General features: G+C 64.8%; 20 protein-coding genes and 1 pseudogene. 12 read left to right on the top strand and 9 right to left on the bottom strand.

What is annotated here, in order from left to right; all coding sequences use genetic code 11:
• Positions 1–137: 137 nt before the first annotated feature.
• Entirely contained in the window at positions 138–344 is a 207-nt protein-coding gene (locus tag ACVIGA_RS14250; RefSeq protein WP_024581255.1) for a hypothetical protein, read from the top strand.
• Between the two features lie 206 nt (positions 345–550).
• Here ACVIGA_RS14250 and ACVIGA_RS14245 read toward each other — a convergent pair whose 3' ends face one another.
• From ACVIGA_RS14245 to ACVIGA_RS14235, 3 genes are all read right to left on the bottom strand, one after another.
• Positions 551–901, bottom strand: coding sequence for a DUF2478 domain-containing protein (locus ACVIGA_RS14245; RefSeq protein ID WP_456666874.1), 351 nt, complete (start codon positions 899–901; stop codon positions 551–553).
• The gene (locus ACVIGA_RS14240) at positions 828–1112 is read right to left on the bottom strand and encodes a DUF2478 domain-containing protein (RefSeq protein WP_456666873.1); all 285 of its coding nucleotides are present in this window, start codon (positions 1110–1112) and stop codon (positions 828–830) included. Before ACVIGA_RS14240 ends, ACVIGA_RS14245 begins: the two co-directional genes overlap by 74 nt.
• Before the next feature lie 77 nt (positions 1113–1189).
• The gene (locus tag ACVIGA_RS14235) at positions 1190–2599 is read right to left on the bottom strand and encodes an aldehyde dehydrogenase family protein (protein ID WP_456666872.1); all 1410 of its coding nucleotides are present in this window, start codon (positions 2597–2599) and stop codon (positions 1190–1192) included.
• Between the two features lie 177 nt (positions 2600–2776).
• On the opposite strand from ACVIGA_RS14235, the gene ACVIGA_RS14230 reads away from it, so the two are divergent.
• Together ACVIGA_RS14230 and ACVIGA_RS14225 are read left to right on the top strand one after the other, a co-directional pair.
• Positions 2777–3157 carry a hypothetical protein gene (locus ACVIGA_RS14230; protein WP_223967008.1) on the top strand — a complete coding sequence of 127 codons (381 nt, stop codon included), beginning with the start codon at positions 2777–2779 and terminating at the stop codon, positions 3155–3157.
• A gap of 180 nt (positions 3158–3337) precedes the next feature.
• Positions 3338–4129 (top strand): substrate-binding domain-containing protein, encoded by a 792-nt coding sequence (locus ACVIGA_RS14225; protein WP_456666871.1) that lies wholly within the window; start codon positions 3338–3340, stop codon positions 4127–4129.
• A gap of 236 nt (positions 4130–4365) precedes the next feature.
• Here ACVIGA_RS14225 and ACVIGA_RS14220 read toward each other — a convergent pair whose 3' ends face one another.
• Entirely contained in the window at positions 4366–5217 is an 852-nt protein-coding gene (locus ACVIGA_RS14220; protein WP_456666870.1) for an SDR family NAD(P)-dependent oxidoreductase, read from the bottom strand.
• Between the two features lie 266 nt (positions 5218–5483).
• Here ACVIGA_RS14220 and ACVIGA_RS14215 point away from each other — a divergent pair, with 266 nt between their 5' ends.
• Entirely contained in the window at positions 5484–6980 is a 1497-nt protein-coding gene (locus tag ACVIGA_RS14215; protein WP_456666869.1) for an aldehyde dehydrogenase family protein, read from the top strand.
• A gap of 281 nt (positions 6981–7261) precedes the next feature.
• Here the strand turns inward: ACVIGA_RS14215 and ACVIGA_RS14210 are convergent, their stop codons facing one another.
• On the bottom strand, positions 7262–7645 hold the full coding sequence (locus ACVIGA_RS14210) for a winged helix-turn-helix domain-containing protein (RefSeq protein WP_456666868.1): 384 nt from the start codon (positions 7643–7645) through the stop codon (positions 7262–7264).
• A gap of 102 nt (positions 7646–7747) precedes the next feature.
• On the opposite strand from ACVIGA_RS14210, the gene ACVIGA_RS14205 reads away from it, so the two are divergent.
• A complete protein-coding gene (locus ACVIGA_RS14205) occupies positions 7748–8875 on the top strand; it encodes an alkene reductase (protein ID WP_456666867.1) in 1128 nt (375 codons plus the stop codon).
• A 224-nt stretch (positions 8876–9099) separates the two neighbouring features.
• Complete coding sequence (locus ACVIGA_RS14200) at positions 9100–9615, top strand: GFA family protein (protein WP_456666866.1); 516 nt, start codon at positions 9100–9102, stop codon at positions 9613–9615.
• Positions 9616–9660: 45 nt separating this feature from the next.
• Here ACVIGA_RS14200 and ACVIGA_RS14195 read toward each other — a convergent pair whose 3' ends face one another.
• Positions 9661–11145, bottom strand: a complete 1485-nt coding sequence (locus ACVIGA_RS14195) for a hypothetical protein (protein WP_456666865.1) — start codon at positions 11143–11145, stop codon at positions 9661–9663.
• Positions 11146–11469: 324 nt separating this feature from the next.
• Here ACVIGA_RS14195 and ACVIGA_RS14190 point away from each other — a divergent pair.
• A pseudogene (locus tag ACVIGA_RS14190) lies at positions 11470–13135 on the top strand (thiamine pyrophosphate-binding protein).
• 243 nt (positions 13136–13378) lie between these two features.
• Here ACVIGA_RS14190 and ACVIGA_RS14185 read toward each other — a convergent pair.
• The gene (locus tag ACVIGA_RS14185) at positions 13379–14767 is read right to left on the bottom strand and encodes an LLM class flavin-dependent oxidoreductase (RefSeq protein ID WP_456666864.1); all 1389 of its coding nucleotides are present in this window, start codon (positions 14765–14767) and stop codon (positions 13379–13381) included.
• 240 nt (positions 14768–15007) lie between these two features.
• On the opposite strand from ACVIGA_RS14185, the gene ACVIGA_RS14180 reads away from it, so the two are divergent.
• From ACVIGA_RS14180 to ACVIGA_RS14170, 3 genes are all read left to right on the top strand, one after another.
• Positions 15008–16387 (top strand): M20 family metallopeptidase, encoded by a 1380-nt coding sequence (locus ACVIGA_RS14180; RefSeq protein WP_456666863.1) that lies wholly within the window; start codon positions 15008–15010, stop codon positions 16385–16387.
• A gap of 266 nt (positions 16388–16653) precedes the next feature.
• On the top strand, positions 16654–17943 hold the full coding sequence (locus ACVIGA_RS14175) for an MFS transporter (protein ID WP_456666862.1): 1290 nt from the start codon (positions 16654–16656) through the stop codon (positions 17941–17943).
• A 186-nt stretch (positions 17944–18129) separates the two neighbouring features.
• Entirely contained in the window at positions 18130–18975 is an 846-nt protein-coding gene (locus tag ACVIGA_RS14170) for an IclR family transcriptional regulator (protein ID WP_456666861.1), read from the top strand.
• A 235-nt stretch (positions 18976–19210) separates the two neighbouring features.
• Here ACVIGA_RS14170 and ACVIGA_RS14165 read toward each other — a convergent pair whose 3' ends face one another.
• Together ACVIGA_RS14165 and ACVIGA_RS14160 are read right to left on the bottom strand one after the other, a co-directional pair.
• The gene (locus ACVIGA_RS14165; protein WP_456666860.1) at positions 19211–20107 is read right to left on the bottom strand and encodes a glutathione S-transferase family protein; all 897 of its coding nucleotides are present in this window, start codon (positions 20105–20107) and stop codon (positions 19211–19213) included.
• Positions 20104–20412, bottom strand: a complete 309-nt coding sequence (locus tag ACVIGA_RS14160) for a hypothetical protein (protein ID WP_456666859.1) — start codon at positions 20410–20412, stop codon at positions 20104–20106. The genes ACVIGA_RS14165 and ACVIGA_RS14160 overlap by 4 nt, the downstream gene beginning before the upstream one ends.
• A 33-nt stretch (positions 20413–20445) precedes the next feature.
• Between ACVIGA_RS14160 and ACVIGA_RS14155 the strand changes: the two genes are divergently transcribed.
• Positions 20446–20862, top strand: coding sequence for a hypothetical protein (locus ACVIGA_RS14155; protein ID WP_456666858.1), 417 nt, complete (start codon positions 20446–20448; stop codon positions 20860–20862).
• Positions 20859–21722 (top strand): alpha/beta fold hydrolase, encoded by an 864-nt coding sequence (locus tag ACVIGA_RS14150; protein ID WP_456666857.1) that lies wholly within the window; start codon positions 20859–20861, stop codon positions 21720–21722. The genes ACVIGA_RS14155 and ACVIGA_RS14150 overlap by 4 nt, the downstream gene beginning before the upstream one ends.
• Positions 21723–21729: the final 7 nt, after the last annotated feature.

Below are 21729 nucleotides of genomic sequence, written 5' to 3'. Positions count from 1 at the left end.
TTTCGTCACGCGAACCGGTATCCACGTCGCTCGAAAACGCTCTAGGATATACTCAGAAATAGAGCTCGATATCTGCTGTCAAAGCTTCACGGGGTCGTGCTATGACGCCGCCCGCAAACCAATGACCGGTGGGGTTAATGTCGAAGCAATCGTTGCGCGAGGAGGCCGAGCGCCTGATCCGCGAGACCATGGAAAAGCGGAACCTGGTCATCAAGCAGGGCACGACCCGGATCGAGGCCGTCTGCGGCAAATGCGGCGCGCCGAACCGTGTGCAGGCGGAAAAGGGCCAGTCCCGCGTCAAGTTCACCTGCAAGAACTGCGACCACAAGCAGGAAACGTTGTAAGCGGGGCCGTGGTCTGTATGGTGGGGCTCGCTAACTCATCCTGCGATTCTGCATGTCCCGTCATCCTGAGGAGCGCGTAGCGCGTCTCGAAGGATCGACGGCCACCGGCCGGGCCTTGCATCCTTCGAGGCTCGCTCCGCTCGCACCTCAGGATGACGGGATAAATAGAATAGGATGGGTTAGCTAACCCATCCTACAAAGCACCTCTACTTGAACGCCTCGCAGACCGTGGTGTGATCCGGCGCGATCCGGGCCGCGGTTCGCAGCGAGACGTTGCGCCACCAGGCATCCAGCGCGTGGCGGTCGCAGGCGAGCTTCACGCTCATGCCGCCGGCGAACTTGATCCAGTCGGCAAAGCTTTGGCGTGACACCGCGATCACGACGGGAATGTCGGCATCGAGCGCGCGCTCGATCACAAAGCCAAGGCCCTTGCCGTCGCGTTCCCGCTTGCCGAAGCGGTTGACGATGACGAGATCGGCGCCTTCAGCGAGCGCGTCGGCGACGCGGACGCCCGGCGTCCTGCAGCCGCGACAGGTCGAGCTTGCAGCCGGTCGCACCCGGAGCGGGCGGCTGCGCCAGCAGCAGCGTCTCGCCGCTGTGGACCAGCACCGCCGACAGGCTGGAATCCGCGCATTGGCCAGTCTGCACCATGCCGACCACGCGCGCGCCGTGCGCCTTCAGCTCGCCGGCGAAGTCGCGCAGGACGGCGTCGGGATCGTCCCTGTCGTCATAGACCAGGGCGGCAAGGTCGCATTGGGCATCGAACATGATGGGCTCTGTTCGTTGTTAAGAAGAGAGGCGGCCGCGGCGCCAGGGGGTAGGCGTCGCGGCCGCATGTTGTCGGATCAGGCGGCCGGCGGGCCGTTGATGATCTGCAGCTGGGTGAATTCGGCAAGACCTTCCTCGGCGAATTCGGTGCCGATGCCCGACTGCTTGGCGCCGCCGAACGGAATGTTCGGGGCCATGTCGAGGTGCTTGTTGATCCACACCGTGCCGGCCTCGATCTGGGTCGCGACCTCATGGGCGCGCTTGATGTTGGACGACCAGACCGACGCGCCGAGGCCGTAGGTGGTGGCGTTGGCGCGGCGGATCACATCATCCTTGTCGGAATATTTGATCACCGGCAGCACCGGGCCGAACTGCTCCTCGTCGACCAGCTTGGAGCCTTCCTTGATGTCGCGCACGATGGTCGGCTCGATGAAATAGCCGGGACGGTCCATCGCGGCGCCGCCGGCGATCACATTGCCGTTCTTGCGGGCGTCGTCGAGGAACGCCTTCACCTTCTCGTACTGCATCTTGTTCTGCAGCGGGCCGAGCTTGGTGCCCTGCTTGGAGCCGTCATCGACCACAGTGTTCTTTGCAATCGCGACCAGCTCGTTGCAGATCTCGTCGTAGACGGATTCGTGCACATAGAGCCGCTTGATGGCGAGGCAGACCTGGCCCGAGTTCTGGAACGCGCCCTCGAAGATGCCGGGCGCCACCTTCTTCGGGTCGACGTCGTCGAGCACGATGCCGGCGTCGTTGCCGCCGAGCTCGAGCGTGATCCGCTTCAACGTCTGCGACGCGCTCGCCATCACCTTCTGGCCGGTTGCGGTCGAGCCGGTGAAGGAGATCTTGCGGATGTCAGGGTGCTTGGTCATGTGATCGCCGAGATCGTTGGCATCGGCGATGAAGTTGAGCACGCCCTTCGGCAGGATGTCCTTGACCAGCTCGGCAAAGCGCAGCGAGGCCAGCGGCGTGGTGGGCGCAGGCTTCACCACCAGGGTGTTGCCGGCGAGCAGCGCCGACGGCAGCTTGAATGCCAGGATCAGCAGCGGATAGTTCCAGGGAATGATCGCGCCGACCACGCCGAGCGGGCGGCGATAGGCCTCGACCTTGCGGTCGCCGGAATTCTCGACCACGCGCATCGGCAGGTCGAGCGAGCCGAGGTAGCGGAAGAAGCCCGCCATGCCCATCACCTCGCCGGTGGCATCCGCGAGCGGCTTGCCCTGCTCGCTGGTCAGGATGTGTGCGAGCTCGTTGGTGTTGGCCTCGATCGCCTCAGCCATCTTGATGATGAGCTTGCGACGCTCTTCCATCGGCGTGGCGGCCCAAGCGGGATAGGCGGCCTTCGCGGCGGCGACGGCCTTGTCGAGCTGCTCCTTGGAGGCGCGGGCGCATTGCGCCACCACCTCTTCGGTCGCCGGATTGAGCACCGACATGGTCTGGTCGCCGGGTACCATCTTGCCGTCGATGAGAAGCTTGTAATCACTCATAGGCTTTGCTCTCCCTGGTCAAACGGGCCCTTCGCGGGCCTCGCTATATCTCGTCATATATCACGATTGCGGCGGGCGGGCCACGGCCAAAGATGGTCCCCCAATAACGGCTGGACGGCGGCCGGCCGAGCGATATATCTTTACGAATATAACGAAGAAATGATCCGGAGTGCCGGTATGCAGATCGAAACCCAGGAGCTCACCACCTGCGAGGTCGCGCCCGATGGCTGCGCCATTTCGCTGGGATTCGTCGACGGCAAGGGTGAGCCCGCAACCATCCGCCTGTCGATCAACCAGGTCGGCGCGCTGGTCATGACGCTGCCCGGGCTGATCAGCAAGGCGCTGCAGACCCGTTTCGGCGACCAGAGCCTGCGCTACGCCTATCCGCTGGATTCATGGGTGCTCGAGCAGTCGACCGATCCGGCCCATGGCATGATGACGCTCAAGACGTCGGACGGCTTCAGCGTCTGCTTCTCGATCCCGCGCGCTCAGCAGAGCGAACTCGGCGAGGCGCTGGTGTCGCAGCCGGAGACGCCGGTGCGGGTGCGCGCGAATTAGTCCGGACGCGGTGACATCCAGCGCAAATTCATCCATCGTCATTCCCCGGTGCGCGATTGCGCACCTGAGGGCGCGCGCAGCGCGAGCCCGGAATCCATAGAGCCGCAGGCCTCGTGGCGCGATGGATTCCGGGCTCAGCCCTTCGGGCTGCCCCGGAATGACGGCGACTGGAGTTTATCGATGCGCGCATTGTTGATAGCCCTCTTGATTGGTCTTTCGTCCGCGGCCTCGGCAGCCGAGCTCAAGGTGATGGCAGCAGGCAGCCTGAAGGACGCGTTTGCTGCCGTCTTCGCGGATTTTGGCAAGCAGTGCGGCCACAGCTTCGCGCCGGTGTTTGGACCTTCGGGCGGCTTGCGCGAGCGGTTGCAGAAGGGCGAGGCCTTCGATGTGTTCGCGTCAGCGGCATTGCCGCATGCGCAGGCGCTCACCGATGCGGGCATTTCCGGGCCCAGCATGCTGTTCACGAAGAACGCGATGTGCGTCGTCACGTCGGCCGATCGTCCGCTGGACACCGATCATCTCGTCGAGGCGATGCTCAAGCCTGAGATCAAGATTGCGACATCGACGCCGGTCTCCGATCCGTCCGGCGACTACACTTGGGAGATGTTCCGCAAGGTCGACGCGATGCACCCCGGCGCTTTCGACACGTTGTCGAAGAAGGCGCAGCAATTGTTCGGCGGCCCCGCCACGACGATGACTGTCAGTGATCTGCTGGCTGCGATCGACCAGCACCGAATCGATCTCCTGGTCTACTACTGCTCGGGCGCGCAGCAGATCGTGCGCGACTCCGCAAAATACAAGTCGGTCGCGCTGCCGCCGGAGCTCGTGGTCGGACCGGAATACGGGCTGACCGTCTCGCGCAAGGCGCAGGCCGGTGCGGCGGATTTCGCGATGTATCTGATGTCGCCGCAGGGGCAGGCGACACTGAAGGCGTTCGGCTTCGTTCCAGTCGCGCTGCCGGCGGGCAAGTAGCTGCTTAGGATGGGTGGAGCCATCCTACAAAGCTATTCGTCCCGTCATCCTGAGGAGCCGCGAAGCGGCGTCTCGAAGGATGAATCGGCCCCAGTCGGGCCGTCGACCCTTCGAGACGCGCTTCGCGCTCCTCAGGGTGACGGGATGAATAGCCGCGTAGGATGGGTGGAGCGCAGCGATACCCATCGCGTGCATGGCGACATGATGGGTATCGCTGCGCTCCACCCATCCTACGATCACTTCCCCTTCACGAACGCCGCGAACGCGTCGCCAAAGTCCGGATGCCAGCGTGACAGCGGCGGGCGGTTCTCGACGATGTCGGCGGCGGCCCACAGGATGCGGCGTTCGTCGAGCGCGCGCGGCACGTCGTTGTCCGGGCAGAGGATGTAGAAATCGCCGGTTGTGAGGTGCTCGATCATGAAGTCGACGGTCTGCTCCGACGTCCAGGCGCCGGCCGGCTTCTCGGTGCGGCCGCGCGCGGTCAGCCCGGTAAAGACGAAGCCGGGGATCAGGAGATGCGCCGTGATCTTGCAGCCGTCGGTGTTGCGCAGCTCGTGCTGCAGCGCCTCGGTGAACGCCTTCACGCCGGCCTTGGAGACATTGTAGGCGGGATCGCCCGGCGGCGTGGTGATGCCCTGCTTGGAACCGGTGTTGATGATCAGCCCCGGCCGGCCGCGCTTGATCATGTTGGGCGCGAACGCCTGGGTGCCGTTGATGACGCCCCACAGGTTGACGCCGAGGATGCGCTGCCAATTGTCCGCAGGTCCGAACATCGCGCTGCCGGGCTGGATGCCGGCATTGTTCATCAGGATGTCGGTGCCGCCGAATTTTTTCGCGACGGCGGCTTCAAGGCCTGCGACCTCATCGGCGCGGCTGACATCGACCGCAGCCGTCATGATGTCGGCGGCGCCGCCAGGTGCGGCAGATGACAGTTTTGCTGCAGCCGCCTTCAGCCTGTCATCGCCGAGATCGGCGATGCAGACCTTCATGCCGGCTTCGGCAAACCGCGTCGCGGCGGCAAGCCCGATGCCGGATGCGCCTCCGGTGATCACGGCAACATGATTGGCTGATATCACGGGGTGAGGCATCGTCGGTCTCCGGACACATCTGTGGCTGAGGTTAGCATAGCGTTTTCAAGCGAAGTGGTTCCCGGTTCGCGTGAAGAAAACGCGTCACACAAGAAGACCCTTACCTAGCATATCGCACCCACCATGCACGCGGGTGCATGGGAGGTTTTCATGCGCGCCACCCTCGACAACGCTTGCTTCGCTTTACGGTTTCGCGGCCGCGCTGTAGAATCGCCGATATAACGCTTCCAAAACACCTCAGCCGACATTTTACAGGGAGTGCAAACATGGCTGTTTCGCAGGCTATTCCGATCACGCGCCATCCTTATGCCGATGGCTCCTACAAGCAGATGCTGATCGACGGCAAATGGGTCGACGCCGCTTCCGGCAAGAAATTCGAAACCCACAACCCCGCCACCGGCGAATTGCTCGCCTCCGTCGCCGAGGGCGATGCAGAGGACATCAACCGCGCGGTTGCGGCCGCGCGCCGCGCCTTCGAAGGGCCGTGGAGCAAGGTGAAGCCGTTCGAGCGGCAGAACATGCTGCTCAAGCTCGCCGAGCTGGTCGAGGCCAATTTCGAGGAACTGTCCCAGCTCGACACGCTCGACATGGGCGCGCCGATCAGCCGCACCCGCGGCAACAAGCTGCGCGCGCTCGGCATGCTGCGCTACTACGCCGGGCAGGCCACCGCGATCCACGGCGAGACCATCGAGAACTCGCTGCCCGGCGAGATCTTCTCCTACACGCTGAAGGAGCCGATCGGCGTGGTCGGCGCCATCATCCCCTGGAACGGTCCACTGACTGCCTCGATCTGGAAGATCGGCCCCGCGATCGCGACCGGCTGCACCGTGGTGCTGAAGCCGGCCGAGGAATCGCCGCTGACCTCGCTGCGCATCGGCGAGCTCTGCATGGAGGCCGGCATTCCGCCCGGCGTCGTCAACGTCGTGCCGGGCTACGGCGAGACCGCGGGCGCGGCGCTCGCCTCGCATCCCGATGTCGACAAGGTCGCCTTCACCGGCTCGCACGTCACGGGACAATCGATCATCCGTGCGTCGGCCGGCAACCTCAAGCGCGTCTCGCTCGAGCTCGGCGGCAAGTCGCCGGACATCGTGTTCGCCGACGCCGATCTCGACGCCGCGGTGCCGGGCGCTGCGATGGCGGTGTTCGCCAATTCCGGCCAGATCTGCAGCGCCGGCACGCGGTTGTTTGTCGAGCAGAAGGTCTATGACGAGTTCGTCGGCCGCGTCGCCGAGTTCGGCAAGAAGCTGCAGGTCGGCAACGGCCTCGACCCCAACACCCAGATTGGGCCGCTGGTGTCGCAGCAGCAGATGGACCGCGTCTCCGGCTATCTCGACATCGGCCAGAAGGAAGGCGCCAAGGCGCTGGCCGGCGGCGGCCGCCTCACCGAGGGCGCGCTGTCGAAGGGCTATTTCGTGCAGCCGACCGTGTTTGCCAATGTGCAGGACAACATGCGCATCGCGCAGGAGGAGATCTTCGGCCCGGTGATCTCGGCGATCTCGTTCAAGGATCCGGACGAGCTGATCAAGCGCGCCAATGCCACCACCTTCGGCCTCGGTTCGGGCGTGTGGACCACCAATGTCAGCAAGGCGCACCAGGTCGCTAAGGCGCTGCGCGCCGGCTCGGTCTGGGTCAATTGCTACCAGGCGATGGATCCGGCGGTGCCGTTCGGCGGCTACAAGATGAGCGGCTACGGCCGCGAGTCCGGCAAGCAGCACGTCGAGGAGTATCTCAACGTCAAGGCGGTCTGGATCAAGACGGGCTAGCGCTTGCTTCTTCTCACCTCTCCCCGCCTGCGGGGAGAGGTCGGATTGCATCGACAGATGCAATCCGGGTGAGGGGGTACAGGTCTCAATGTTCAGCGTGCTCGCGGAGGGAACCCCCTCACCCCAACGCTCGCATGATTTCTGAATATTAGAAATATATCCCTGATTTGCCCGACGCGTCAAGTTGCCTTGTCGAACGCCGGCCCGCCGCCGGCTACTGTGCATGGGGTTGTTTTCGATATTTTCGTAAGCGCCCCTGCAACGGCCGTCGGCTCTTGCCCTTACCGCCCCGCGGCCTTCTTCGGCTTGCCGATGTCGCTGCGCAGGGCCTCGAGATCCTTGCGCACGGCGGTAGCCGCATCGCGCTCGATCTTGCGGTAGCGCGCCACCAAGGAGAGGCCGAACGGGGTCAGCACCGCGCCGCCGCCGTTCTTGCCGCCGGTCTGGCGTTCCACCGCCGCCTGGCGGCAGATGCGGTTGATCTCGTCGACCAGGTCCCAGGCGCGCTTGTAGCTCATGTCCATGGCGCGGCCGGCGGCCGAGATCGAGCCGCATTCCCTGATCTGCTCGAGCAGCAGGATCTTGCCCGGTCCGATGCGGTCTTCGGCATCGAGATCGATGCGGACGCTCAATGAGGGGAGCAATGTGGCGCTCGGTTTCGACATGGCAAGCCTGCTTGTCTGTTCGCTAGATTGCCACTACCTGCTTTTGCGAACAAGATGAACCCGTGACATAACGGGACATCACAAAGAATAATCGGGGTAGGCATGAGTTCTCCATCGCTGTTTTCGCCGCTCAAGGTCGGTCCCTATGAGCTGAAGCACCGCGTCGTGATGGCGCCGCTGACGCGGATGCGGGCGGCGCGGCCGAGCCTCGCGCCGCGGCCGATGAACGCGGAATATTACGCGCAGCGCGCCACGCCCGGCGGCCTCTTGATCGCGGAAGCCTCGCCGGTGGTCGCCACCGGCTTCGGCAATCCCGGCGTCCCCGGCATCTACAGCGAAGCCCAGATCGCGGGCTGGCGCGAGGTGGTGGATGCCGTGCACGCCAAGGGCGGGCTGATCTTCCTGCAGCTCTGGCACGTCGGCCGCGTCTCGCATTCCTCGTTCCAGCCCGATGGCGCGCTGCCGGTGGCGCCGTCGGCGGTCGCGATCCCCGCCGAGTTCAGGTGCATGACGGCGGACGGCAAGGTGGTCGACTACGAGACGCCGCGTGCGCTTACGACCGGCGAGGTCGCCGTGATGGTCGAGGCCTACCGGCAGGGCGCGAAGAACGCGCTCGCCGCCGGCTTCGACGGCGTCGAGATCCACGGCGCCAATGGCTATCTGATCGAGCAGTTCCTGCAATCGCGCAGCAACCTGCGCACCGACCAGTATGGCGGCTCGATCGAGAACCGCGTCCGCTTCCTGCTGGAAGTGGCGCAGGCGGTGACCGAGGTCTGGGGCGCCAACCGCGTCGGCGTGCGGCTGTCGCCCTACGGCATTGCCAATGGCAGCGGCGAGGCCGACCCGATGCCGCTCTACAGCCACGCCATCAAGGCGCTGGACAAGTTCGGGCTCGCCTATTTGCATTTCATCGAGCCGCGCGCCTCGGGCACCGGCCGCGCCGAGGTCGACTGGCAGAACGTGCCGTCCGCGATGGTGCTGTACCGCCCGATGTGGAGCGGTGTGCTGATCACGGCCGGCAATTTCGTCGGCGACAGCGCGCAGAGCGCGGTCGCCGAAGGTCATGCCGATGCGATCGCGTTCGGCCGCTATTTCATCTCCAACCCGGACCTGCCGCGCCGCCTGCAGCGCGGCTATCCGCTGACCAAGTACAACCGCGCGACCTTCTATGCCGGCGAGGAGAAGGGCTACACGGATTATCCCGCCCACGACGAGTTGGCGCGGGCGTAAGTCTTCGCAGCTTCGTAGCCCGGATGAGGCGCAGCGCAATCCGGGGCCTTTTGTCGGCGGATCGACCGTCCCCGGATTTCGCTTCGCTGCGTCCGGGCTACAATGCTTCCTTCCTCGTCATTGCGAGGAGCGGAGCGACGAAGCAATCCATCGCTCCTCACGCGCGATAGATGGATTGCTTCGCTTCGCTCGCAATGACGGCGGACAAAGCCGGAGAGCTCCCGATGTTTCCGGACGACGAGTTCGAGCCGACAAAGAAATCAAAGCCCGTGGCGCTGGCGAAGCCTGCGGCCGGCCAATGCCTGTGCGGCAAGGTGCGGTTCGAGATCGATGTGCCGGCGCGCTGGGCCTGGCACGATCACACCGCCACGAGTCGCCGCGCCCATGGCGCGGTCTATGCGACCTATGTCGGCAGCTGGAAGAAGCGCTTCCGTATCACGCAAGGCGAGAGCGAGCTCTCGCGCTATGAGGACGCGAAAAGCAAGACCGCGCGCAGCTTCTGCGCCAATTGCGGCACGCCCATCATCTACGAGCGCGCACGGTCGCCGCACATGGTGAATATCCCGCGCGCGCTGTTTTCGGGGCGCACCGGCCGACAGCCGCTCTATCACATCGCGATCGAGGAATTGCAGGAGTGGGCCTACACCGGCGAGCCACTGGTGCCGCTGAAGGGCTATCCCGGCGTGGTCTGGCAGCGTTCGAAAAAGAAGAAGCGCAGCGAGCGCGAGGGGATGTTCTAGGGCATATTCGGTGCTGATTGAATCAGGACCGATGCTCTGGCTGCGTCAGTGCTTCACGTAGATGACCTCTTCCGTCCCTACGTAGTCCTCAGTCCACCCTCTCTTGTCCACGAGGAACCTCTTCAGAGGTTCGTGCGCCTTCACCCAGAGCACCGTATCGATCTTGTACTTGGCGAGGACGGCGTCCCATGCGGTCTCGTCGATCTCCCATTTGATCAGGCTGAAATAGTCGCGCAGCAGCTCATCGGGATAGGCGGTGGCCGACCGGCCGTCGACGAACACCGGCACGGCGCCACGTGTGTAGAAGATCAGGAGGCCACCGACGTTCCAGTGGTTCAGCAGCCGTGCATGCGGAAAATGGCTTTGAAGATAGCGCGCATCCTGCTCCGAGAGCAGCTGCGGCATCGCGAGCGCCGGTCTGACGTACATCAAGGTCAGCGGCAGCGCGCACATTGCGACGATGCCGGCAACCAGGAGCGAGCCCTGGACCTTGAGGTCGTTGAGTTGCTTGGGCAGCACCCGGTCGATGTGAAGCGCGAGCGGCACCGTTGCGAACATGAAGAAGAACGACATGTACCGGTATTGATAGAATCCCAGCAACAGGACCAGCCAGGACAGCAGCCGCGACTCCAGAGGAGCGGGCGAGGCAGCAGGGTGGCGCAGCTCGAACGCGGCAAATATCGCGATATAGACGATGCCGGGAATGCTCCCGGGCACGCTGAAGTTCGCGGAGTAAGACCACCACTCGGTGATGTTCGCCTGCGCAAAATGGCCCAGCGTGGTGGTGACGCCGTCGTAGATGCGCCAGCCGAGAGGATTGATCAGGATTGCGACAAGGCAGCCGGCTGCTGCGAAACTGTAGATCCTAAGACCTGCCCAGTCCCGCCTGAGCACGCACGCGGCGCCAAAGAGGCCGATGATGAAAAGCCCGAGCACAAAGCCGCCATGCAGATTGGCCCAAAGCACCATCATCACCGGCAGCAGGAACCATCTGGTTCGCTTCAGGCACTCTGCGTAGAAAACGACGCAGAACAGCATGGTCGGGGTGTTCGGCGAAGCGGCGAGATAGGAATTCGGCGCGGTCACGAACGCCGGGTAGAGCACGCACGCGGCGAGAACGGAAATGCCAACCGCGAGCGTCGAGGCGCCGCTGCGCAGGCAGATCGATGCAAGATATGCGGTGATGACGGCGCCACATGCAATGACTGACAGTGTGAGACCGATATACCCCGTGTATTGAAACACCACGCTGGCGATCACGTCCCAGAGCCAGGACAGATTGTACCATTGCCTGTCGCCGAGGGTGAATGACCATGGATCCTGGAAGGGGACATTGCCACGCTCCCTGATCAGGTCTCCGGCGGCGAGGTGCCATCCGAGATCAAGGTGGCCGAGCAGGAGCGGCCCGTTCGACAGGTAGTACAGAGACGTGACTGCGATCAGGAAGACATAGAGACCCGGCTTCTCGCGCCCGATCGTTCCCGGTCCTCTATCGAGCCTGGTTCCGTTCCAGGCCGCCAGCGCGTCCATGACTGAACCCCCGCGATCGAAGCGAGCCAACTGCGGGCCCTGCATGCTGTTCTATGTGCTTGATGAAGGCAAACCATCGTCGCTTTACGGCACTCTGGCTAAAGTAGCGTTAAAGTCGGCCGCGCAATTCGATGGCTGCCGTCGAGGTTCACGTCTGCCCAACGCCGGCTTTCGAGGGACTGACCGGCGGAGTGAAAAGCCCGGAGAGCCAGGCGCGCGCCAGCGGAATGCGGCCATGACCGGCCGCTCGATTGCTCCCCAGGCGCAAGTTTGGTCATCTCCCCCGGCGCCGTCGGCCAACGCGCCGGCAGGCCTGGAGGGAACATGAAGAATCGCATTACCGGCCGCTCGGCTTTCCTGGCGCTGCTGAAGGACGAGGGCGTCACGCATCTGTTCGGCAATCCCGGCACCACCGAATTGCCGATCATGCATGCGCTGAAGGATCATCCTGACCTCACCTATGTGATGGCGATGCAGGAGAGCCTGGTCGTCGCGATGGCCGATGGGTTCAGCCGCGCCTCCGGCAAGCTGGTCGCCTGCAACGTCCATGTCGCACCCGGCCTCGGCAATGCGATGGGCTCGCTCTACAATGCGAGCTTCACCGGTACGCCTTTGATCCTCACCGCCGGCCAGCAGGAACAGGGCCACGGCCTGACCGAGCCGGTGCTCTATGGCCCGCTGGTGCAGATGGCCACGCCCTTGGTGAAATGGGCGGTCGAGGTGACGCGGCTCGAGGACCTGCCGCGCATCGTGCGCCGCGCCGCCAAGATCGCGACCACGCCGCCGACGGGACCGGTGTTCATCTCGCTGCCCGGCGACATTCTGAACGCCGAGGCCGGCATCGAGCTCGGCCGCTCCACCCGGGTCGACACGCGCGTCCGGCCGTCGGAAGATTCGTTGAAGGCGCTGGCCGCGCGCATCTTGAAAGCCGAGCGTCCGGTGATCGTCGTCGGCGACGAGATCGTCAAGAGCGACGCGCTGGGCGAGGCTGCCGATCTGGCCGAGACGCTGGGCTGCCCGGCCTTGGCAATCGCCGACGCCTTATGGTTCGCACTTCCTCTCCGAAAGCCCGAGCTTCATGGGCGCGATCGCGCGGCTGCAGAAGGTCGCCCGCGATGTGCTGGCGCCGCATGATCTGTTGATCGCACTCGGCGGCGATCCGCTGCGGATGTCGGTCTATAGCGAGGTCGATCCGCTGCCGGACGGGCTCTCGATCGTGCAGGTCGGCCTGATCGACAGCGATCTCGCCAGGAACTACGGCGCCGAGATCGCGGTGAAGGCCGACGTCAAGGAAACGCTGCGCGCGCTGGTCCCGGCATTGAAGGAGCTCGGCGGCGGCGCGCTGGAGACGCGTGCGAAGCAGGGCCTCGCGGCGCTATCGACGAAGAACTGGGCGGCGAAGCGCAAGGCGCTCGTCGAGCAGATCGCGAAGGCGAACCTGAAATCGCCGATCGATCCGGACTGGCTGGCGCTGCAGGTCGTGGAGGCGATGCCGGATAACGCGATCCTGGTCGACGAGGGCCTGACCTCGTCGCGGCAGATCCTCGCGCTGCGCCCGCATCGCGACCGCTACGGCTATCACGCGCTCGCATCCGGCGGTATCGGCTGGGGCCTGCCGGCCGCGGTCGGCGTCAGCCTCGCCAATCCGCAACGCCCGGTGGTGTGCTATTCCGGCGACGGCTCGTCGATGTATTCGATCCAGTCGCTGTGGACCGCGGCCAATCACAAGCTGCCGCTGACCTTCGTCATCGTCAACAATGGCGGCTATCGCATCATCAAGCAGCGGCTGCTCGCCTTCCACGGCGACGACAATTATGTCGGGATGGACTTCATCGACCCGCCGGTCGATTTTACCGGCGTCGCGCGCTCGCTCGGGCTCGAGGCAATCAAGGTGACGGACCCGCAGGAGCTGAAGAGCGTGATGAAGTCCGCGTTCAGCCGTCCCGGCGCGAAGCTGATCGAGGTGATGGTGAGCAATTCGGTGAATTGAGTGCGCGATGCGCGCTCTCCTCCATCACCGTCACCCTGAGGAGCGCGAAGCGCGTCTCGAAGGGTCGACGGCCCGGCTGGTGGCCGTGCATCCTTCGAGGCTCGCTCCGCTCGCACCTCAGGATGACGGGATGGGCAGCTGTGCGTAACCCGTCATTGCGAGGAGCGAAGCGACGAAGCAATCCATTGATCCACACACGCGGAGCGATGGATTGCTTCGCTTCGCTCGCAATGACGGAGACAATCACTCCGCTGCGTTTGCCTGCGACTTTACCCGATATCGCCCCGCCGGATGCGTCGAGTCCAGCCTCGCTCGTCCCGCGCCGAACAGCTTCTCGCGCAGCGTGCCTTTGGCATACTCCCGCTTGTAGCGGCCGCGCTTGACGAACTCCGGCACCAGCATGTCGGCGATATCCTCGAAATCGCCGGGCGAGATCGCAAACGCGACGTTGAGGCCGTCGACGTCGGTGTCCTCGAACCATTGCTCGATCTTGTCGGCGACCTGCTCGGGCGAGCCGACCACCACGGGGCCGGCGCCGCCGATGCCGACATGCTCGGCAACCTCGCGCACGGTCCAGACCCGATCGGGATCGGCGCGGGTGACGTTGTCCATCGCGGAGCGGCCGGCGTCGTTCTGCACGTGACGCACTTCCTGGTCGAGGGAATAGGTCGAGAAGTCGACGCCGGTCCAGCCCGACATCAGCGCCAGCGCGCCCTCATGGCTGATATGGCTGCGATACTCGGCGTATTTCGCCTTGGCTTCGGCCTCGGTCGGCGCCACCACGATGCACATCATCGAGAACATCAGGATCTCGGCGGCGTTGCGCCCCTTCTCGGCGGCGAGCTCGCGGATTGCCGACACCCGCGGGCCGATCACCTTTGCTGAAGGTCCCGACATGAACACGCATTCGGCGTGCTCGGCGGCGAACTGCCGGCCGCGCGGCGAGGTGCCCGCCTGGTACAGCACCGGCGTGCGCTGCGGCGACGGTTCGGAGAGATGGATCGCGTTGAGGCGGTAGTTGCTGCCCTCGTGCTGTACGCGATGCACTTTCGCAGGATCGGTGAAGATGCCGCGCGCGACGTCGCGGATTGCGGCGTCGTCCTCCCAGCTGCCTTCCCAGAGCTTGTAGACCAACTCCATATATTCGTCGGCGAGCTCATAGCGGTCGTCATGCGCGGTCTGCTTGTCCTTGCCGGCACCGCGCGCTGCGGAATCGAGATAGCCGGTCACCACGTTCCAGCCGACCCGGCCGCCGGTGAGGTGATCGAGCGTCGACATCCGCCGTGCGAACGGGTAGGGCGGCTCGAAGGAGAGATTGCTGGTGACGCCGAAGCCGAGATTTTCGGTCACCGCGGCCATCGCCGGGATCAGCATCAACGGCTCGTTGGCCGGGGTCTGCGCCGCGTTGCGCAGCGCCGCATCCGGATTGCCCGCATAGACGTCGTAGACGCCGAGCACGTCGGCGAGGAACAGGCCGTCGAACCGGCCGCGCTCCAGCGTCTTCGCCAGATCGGTCCAGTAGGACAGCTTGTTGTAGTCCTTGGTGCGGTCGCGCGGATGGGTCCATAGCCCCGGCGACTGATGCGCCACGCAGTTCATGGCAAAGGCGTTGAGCCGGATTTGTTTTGTCATTGTCGAAACCTTGGTCGAAACCTTGAGCGCCGCTTCGAATGCGGCCCGGTCGAATGCCGGGCGTCCCACATCAACTTTGTTGCGACTTCCCACGTTTTGGCAAGGCCCCCTTCGCGATTCACACCCTTCCGGTGGCGCGCCGATCCCGATAGGTTGCCGGCCTCCAGAGGCATGATCGGGGCGCAAAGCGTCGCGTTCCAGTGGGGGCATGCCAAGACGCGACCGGACGAAGGAACAATCATGGCGACACGGGCCGACGCAATCGCAAGCGTGCGAGAGCATTTTCAATCGGGACAGTTCTTGCAGGAGCTGGACCGCAGGGTCGGCTACCAGACCGAGAGCCTGAATGCCGACAAGGCCGATGCGCTGCGCGCCTATCTGGTCGAGAATCTGCAGCCGGCCTTCGCCGAGCTCGATTTCACGACCCGGCTGATCGAGTCGCCGACCGGCCGCGGGCCCTATCTGATCGCCGACTACCAGGAGGATGCCGCACGGCCGACCGTGTTGACCTACGGCCATGGCGACGTCGTCGACGGCATGGTCGGCGAATGGCGCGACGGGCTCAATCCGTGGCAGACCACGGTCAAGGGCGACCGCGTCTACGGCCGCGGCACCGCCGACAACAAGGGCCAGCATTCGATCAACATGGCCGCGTTGCGTGCGGTAAAGCAGGCGCGCGGCGGCAAGCTCGGCTTCAACGCCAAATTCATCATCGAGACCGGTGAGGAGATCGGCTCGCCCGATCTGCGCGAGGTCTGCGAGGCGCATCGCGAGGAGCTGAAGGCCGATTTGTTCATTGCCTCGGACGGGCCGCGGCTGTCGGCGGACCGGCCGACCATCTTCCTCGGCTGCCGTGGCGGCAACCGCATCCATCTCGACGTCAACCTGCGCGAGGGCGGCAACCATTCCGGCAATTGGGGCGGCGTGCTGGCCAATCCGGCGACGATTCTGGTCAATGCGATCGCGAGCCTGGTCGACGGCAAGGGCCGCATGAAGCTCGAGATCCTGAAACCGCCGCCGATCTCGAACCGCGTTCGCGCCGCACTCGCCGACGTCGAAATCAAGCCGACGGCGGATGAACCGGCGCTGGCGGAAGATTGGGGCGAGGAGGGCCTGACCGCCGCCGAGCGGCTTTATGCCTGGAACACGCTGGAAGTGCTGGCGATGTCGTCGGGCAATATCGACAAGCCCGCCAATGCAATTCCGGGCAAGGCCAACGCGGTGCTGCAGCTCCGCTTCGTCGTCGGCACGAAATATCTCGAAGTGATCGATGGCGTGCGCCACTATCTGCACAAGAACGGCTTTCCGATGGTCGAGGTCTCGGGCGCGCAGCGTTTCGGCGCCTCACGCACCGACATGGACAGTCCGTGGATCGACTGGGCGGCGAACTCGATCCGCACCACCACCGGCAAGGCACCGGCGGTGCTGCCGAACTTCGGCGGCTCGCTGCCGAACGACGTGTTCTCCGAGGGCCTCGGCCTGCCGACGATCTGGGTGCCGCATTCCTATCCGGGCTGCTCGCAGCACGCCCCCGACGAGCACATCCTGCTGCCGGTGACCGAGGAGGCGCTGACCATCATGGCCGGGCTGTTCTGGGATCTCGGCGAGGCAAAGCGCTAGGGGTGAAGGGCGCCGAGCTTGCATTCTTGCTTTCGTCATACGGGAGCGAAAGCGTGAAGCGCGGCTTCGCGAGCTGATCCGGGCATCCACATTTTCCCCGTCACCCTGAGGAGCCGCGAAGCGGCGTCTCGAAGGGTCGACGGCCACCAGCGGGGCCGTGCATCCTTCGAGACGCGCTACGCGCTCCTCAGGATGACGGGGATGATGAGGAAGACCAGTAGCGACGAGTCGAAAATCCGGTGCCTTCACAGGCGAGGACAAATGTAATGACACTATCAACGCCAGCCGACGCTCAGCACACGACCGCCACCACCAAGAAAAACATCACCCGCCTGATCGTCGCGACCTCGGTCGGCAATGCGCTCGAATGGTACGACATCTCGGTCTACGCCTATTTCGCGGTCTATCTCTCCAAGGCGTTCTTCCCGGCCAACGATCCGACCACCTCGCTGCTGCTGACCTTCGGCAGCTTCGGCCTGTCGTTTTTGATCCGCCCGATCGGCGGAATCGTGCTTGGCGCCTATGCCGACCGGCATGGCCGCAAGGCTTCGCTGATGCTGTCGATCGTGCTGATGACATTCGGCACGCTGGTGCTGGCTTTGATGCCGACCTATCAGACCATCGGCATCCTGGCGCCGATCGCGGTGATGCTGGCGCGGCTGGTGCAGGGCTTTTCCGCCGGCGGCGAGTTCGGCTCCTCGACCGCGTTCCTGGTCGAGCACATGCCGGAGTGGCGCGGCTTCGTGGCGAGCTGGCAGTTCGCGAGCCAGGGCGTCAGCGGCCTGCTCGGCGCAGGCTTCGGTGCGCTCTTGACCTCGCTGATGAACCCCGACGACCTGCAATCCTGGGGCTGGCGGCTGCCGTTCCTGTTCGGCGTGCTGATCGGCCCGGTCGGCATCTACATCCGCAACCATGTCGACGATGCGACGCCGCCACCGGCGGCGGGCAGGCAGGACTCGCCGGTCAGGGAAGTGTTCGCGCGGCAGAAGCTCGCAACGATACTGGCGATCGGCGCGCTCGCCGTGTCGACCGCGGTCAACTATCTGATCGTCTACATGCCGACCTATGTGGTGAAGACGCTCAACCTCGCGCCGTCGGTCGGCTTCATCGCCGCATTCGCCGCGCAGACGGCGGTCGCGTTGCTGGCGCCGATCGCGGGCCTCGTCTCCGACAGGATCGGGCGCACCACCCACATGATCCTGTTCGCGTTGCTGCTGCTGGTTTCGATCTTCCCGGCCTTCCTGCTGCTCACGGGCAGGCCGACGCCTGTCATCATCCTGATCGGCGTGCTGTGGCTCGGCATCCTCAAGTCGCTGTACTACGGGCCGCTCGCCGCGCTGATGTCGGAGCTGTTTCCGGCGGCGACGCGTGCGACCGGGCTCGGCCTCAGCTATAATATTGGCGTCACATTGTTCGGCGGCATGGGACCGGCGATCATGACCTGGATGGGCGGCTTCGCGCCGATCGGAGAGCTCGCTCCGGGCTACTACCTCACCGGTGTCTGCCTGCTCAGCCTATGGTCGCTGTTCACCATCCGCCGGCTGCGGTTGGCTTGATTTCGTGAAGCGAAATTCAAATATCCTTGTTGCTGCAAAGCAGCGTAGATAGTCGCAATCAAAGTTTCATCTGACGAAAGTATACGATGTCCGGCGCGCGTCATCCGTCTTAGGATGATGTCCGCCGGGCACGTCCCTCGTCGTGCCCGGTTCAGGATTTGCAATTGAGGCAAGGAAGATTACGGCATGAACGCCTCCACGACTGCGACCGCACGGACCAGCCGCAAGAGGCCGCCGTCGGAGCCGGGCCAACCCGACAAGTTCAACGCGATCCAGAAGGTCTGCGCGATCCTGCGTGTGCTGGCGCAGCGCTCGCCGCTGCGGCTGACCGATATCGCCGACACCACCTCGCTGAACAAGGCGACCGCGCTGCGCATCCTCAACTCGCTGATCGAGGAAGGTTTCGTCAGCCGGGTCACCGGCGCCAAGACCTATGAGCTCGGCCAGGAGGCGCGGGTGATGGCGGTCGGCGCGCGGCGTTCGGTCGACATCGCCGAACTGGCGCAGCCGAGCCTGCTGCGGCTGTCGGAGCGCTCCGCGGACACGGCGCTGTTGTCGGTGCGCTCCGGGGTCGAGGCGCTCTATCTGGCGCGCTCGGTCGGCAGCCATCCGTTGCAGCCGAACTATCTGCAGATTGGCAGCCGCCGTCCGCTCGGCGTCGGCGCCGGTGCGCTGGCGCTCCTGGTCTGGCTGCCCGACGCCGAGATCGAGGCCGTGATCGAGGTGATCGTGCCGCGGCTGGCGAAATCGCCGCGCATCACGCCGAAATTCCTGCGCGAGCGGATTGCGGTGGCGCGCAAGGCCGGCCACACCGTGCTGCTCGACGCCGCATTCCCCGGCATGGGCGGGGTCGGCGTTCCCGTCCGCGACGATGCCGGCGAGGTGGTCGCCGCACTCTCGATCGGCGCAGCCACCGACCGCATCCGCCGCCGCGAAAGCGAGCTCGCCGACATGCTGAAGAAGGAAGCCCAGGTGCTTGCCCGCGCGATGGCCCAGGCGCCGAAGGCCGGGCGTGTGGTGAAGGCGGGGTGAGCTGCACTCTTCTTCGCCTCTCCCCGTGTGCGGGGAGAGGCCGCAACGCATCGCCAGATGCGTTGCGGGTGAGGGGGAGCCTCCGCAAATGCCACTGTCAGCACGTGTGCGGAGGCGGCCCCTCACCCCAACCCTCTCCCCGTAAGAACGGGGCGAGGGAGCACAGCGCCGGCGCGGAGAGCACCAGGCAACCCCACGCAAGATCACTGTAGCGCTTCGTCAGGAACCAAGCGGTTCAATCGAGGCGATGCAGCCGACCACCGGTCGCCGGCAGATGGACCACGACGGTGCCGACAGTCGGATTTTCCAGTAGGATCGACACCCGCTGCGCGTCCTCTGCAACCAACCTGCCCGCGATCGGCGACGAATTGGCGTCATTGATCTGGTAGCTCACGCGCGCGCCGCCAACCGCCGCAGAGATCGGCGCTTCGCGGGCTACTTTGAGCGCCTCGTCCTTGCCGATGTCATGACGTATGCCGTGTCCGATCGCGCGCATTCTCGCCTCCCAGGCGCGCAGGCCCGGATGCTGGTCGAGCAACGCTGTCGTCCCTCCCTTACCCCAGCGGATGAACGCGAGGTTGTGGAAGACCTGAAGATCGGCCGCACTCGGCTGCTCGCCTGCCAGAAAGGCGTTGCCGTTCTCGAGCTGCATCTCCAGCAGCCGCAGGTGCCGATGCAGCGCGTCGGTCAAGCTCGGTATGGCCGCGCGGAACGCTTCGGGATCGAACGGCCGGCCCCGCAGCGCCGAGCGGTCGGCGATGAAGGCCTCGCTGACATCCCAATCTCCGGAGAACAGCAATCCCACGACGGTCGGAAACAGCTTCTCGTCTGCCCATAGACGATAGGTCTCCGCGGTGGCCCGGCCGCATGCAAAGATCGACGGAGCGGGAAAGCGGCGCTCGATCTCGTCCAGAATGAGCTCGCTGTCACAATAGACGTCACCGCCGATCTGCAGCACCGGGATGCGGCGGTAACCTCCGGTCAGCGCGATCAGGTCCGGCTTGGGCATGATCGACGGCTGGTTGCAGGCCCACCAGGTGAGGCCCTTGAGGCCGAGCGCGCCGCGGATTTTTTCGGAGTACGGCGAGATGTCGTATTGGTGAAGAATCAGGGCGTTGTGATCGACCGTCATGACTTGCTCTCTTTCGGTCTGGTTGCGGCCTGGGCGAAGCGCGCGGTCTCGAAGCGCGCGTCCCTCTCGCGGAGCGCGATCCTGCGCGTCTGTGTGAACGGCGAAAGCGGATGCTGATCCAGGATCATCTTGCGAGGCCACGCGGGGCGCAGGCATTCTATGCTGCCGAGGTCGCGGCGAACAAGGCGTGCGGGGAGGGTGCGCCGCCCCGCGCCCTGACCGGCAAGCCGCGTTTGGTCAAGCGTATAATCCAGGGAACCCAAGGGCATCGGCGCCTTGCGGGATCGCGCCCTTCCGGTCATCATGGGACGTCCGCCGCAGGAAAACTTCCCCGCCAGATGACGCTATCGCCTGACGCCACCGACGACGCTGTGACGACGGCGTTTGCCGGCATTCCCGCATTGCTCGACCAGGCACCTCTCTTGGTCTCGCGCGGGCGGCTGCTCGATTGCGACTGCCTGCTCGGCCCGATGGCGCGGCCGTTTCACGCCGCGATCCGTGGCGGCCGCATCGTCGAGCTCGTGCCCTCACCGGTCCTGATGCGCTCGTGGCGCTTCGCCTATCGCGCGACGCCGCAGGCCTGGGCGGCCTATTGGCAGGCCGAGCCGAAACCCGGCTGGCACGATCTCCTGGCGCTGACCAAGCGCGGCGAGGCGGTGCTGGAAGGCGATCTGCATCCCTTCATGGCGCACCTGCAATACTTCAAGGACCTGCTGGCGCTGCCGCGGCAGCATTTCGCGGCGGCTGTAGCATGAGTGGCGCTATCATGAACGGCCATATCGAGCCGATGGTCGGCCGCTACGTTCACGTCGAGATCGGCAGCGAACTGCACCGGATCTATTTCGAGGAGAACGGCAAGGGCATTCCGCTGGTCTGCCTGCACACCGCGGGATCCGACGCGCGGCAGTGGCGGCACCTGCTCGTAGACGCGCAATTTGCCGAAAATTTCCGCGTCATTGCCTTCGATATGCCCTGGCATGGCAAGTCGAATCCGCCGAAAAGCTGGGCCGGCGATGAATACCAACTCACCACAGCGCGCTACACCGAAACCATCCGCGCCTTCTGCCGTGCATTGCGGCTGGAGAAGCCTGTCGTGATGGGCTGCTCGATCGGCGGCCGCATCGTGCTCAACCTTGCGATCGAACATGCCGCCGAGTTCCGCGCGCGGATCGGGCTCGAGGCCGCTGATTTCCAGGCGCCGTGGTATGACACCGACTGGCTCAACCGCCCCGACGTTCACGGCGGCGAAGTCTGCGCCGCGCTGGTGTCGGGGCTGATCGCGCCGCAGAGCCCGGCGCCTGCGCGGATGGAAACGCTGTGGGCCTACAAGCAGGGCGGCCCCGGCGTGTTCAAGGGCGACCTCTATTTCTACCGTGTCGACGGCGACCTGCGCGGTCGGGTCGCGTCAATCGATACTAAAGTATGCAGGCTCTATCTCCTCACGGGCGAGTATGATTTCTCCTGCACGCCTGAGGACACGAGGCGGACGGCAGCGGCAATAGGGGGCGCCAGCGTCACGATCATGGAAAAGCTCGGTCATTTTCCGATGAGCGAGAATCCGGACCAGTTTCGCCGTTATATCGCACCCGTCCTCGCCGACATTCTCACGCATTAAATCGACG

This window comes from Bradyrhizobium sp. USDA 3240, from assembly GCF_054063295.1.
Note: the sequence above shows the minus strand (reverse complement) of the source record. Positions and strands in the feature narration are given on the sequence as shown.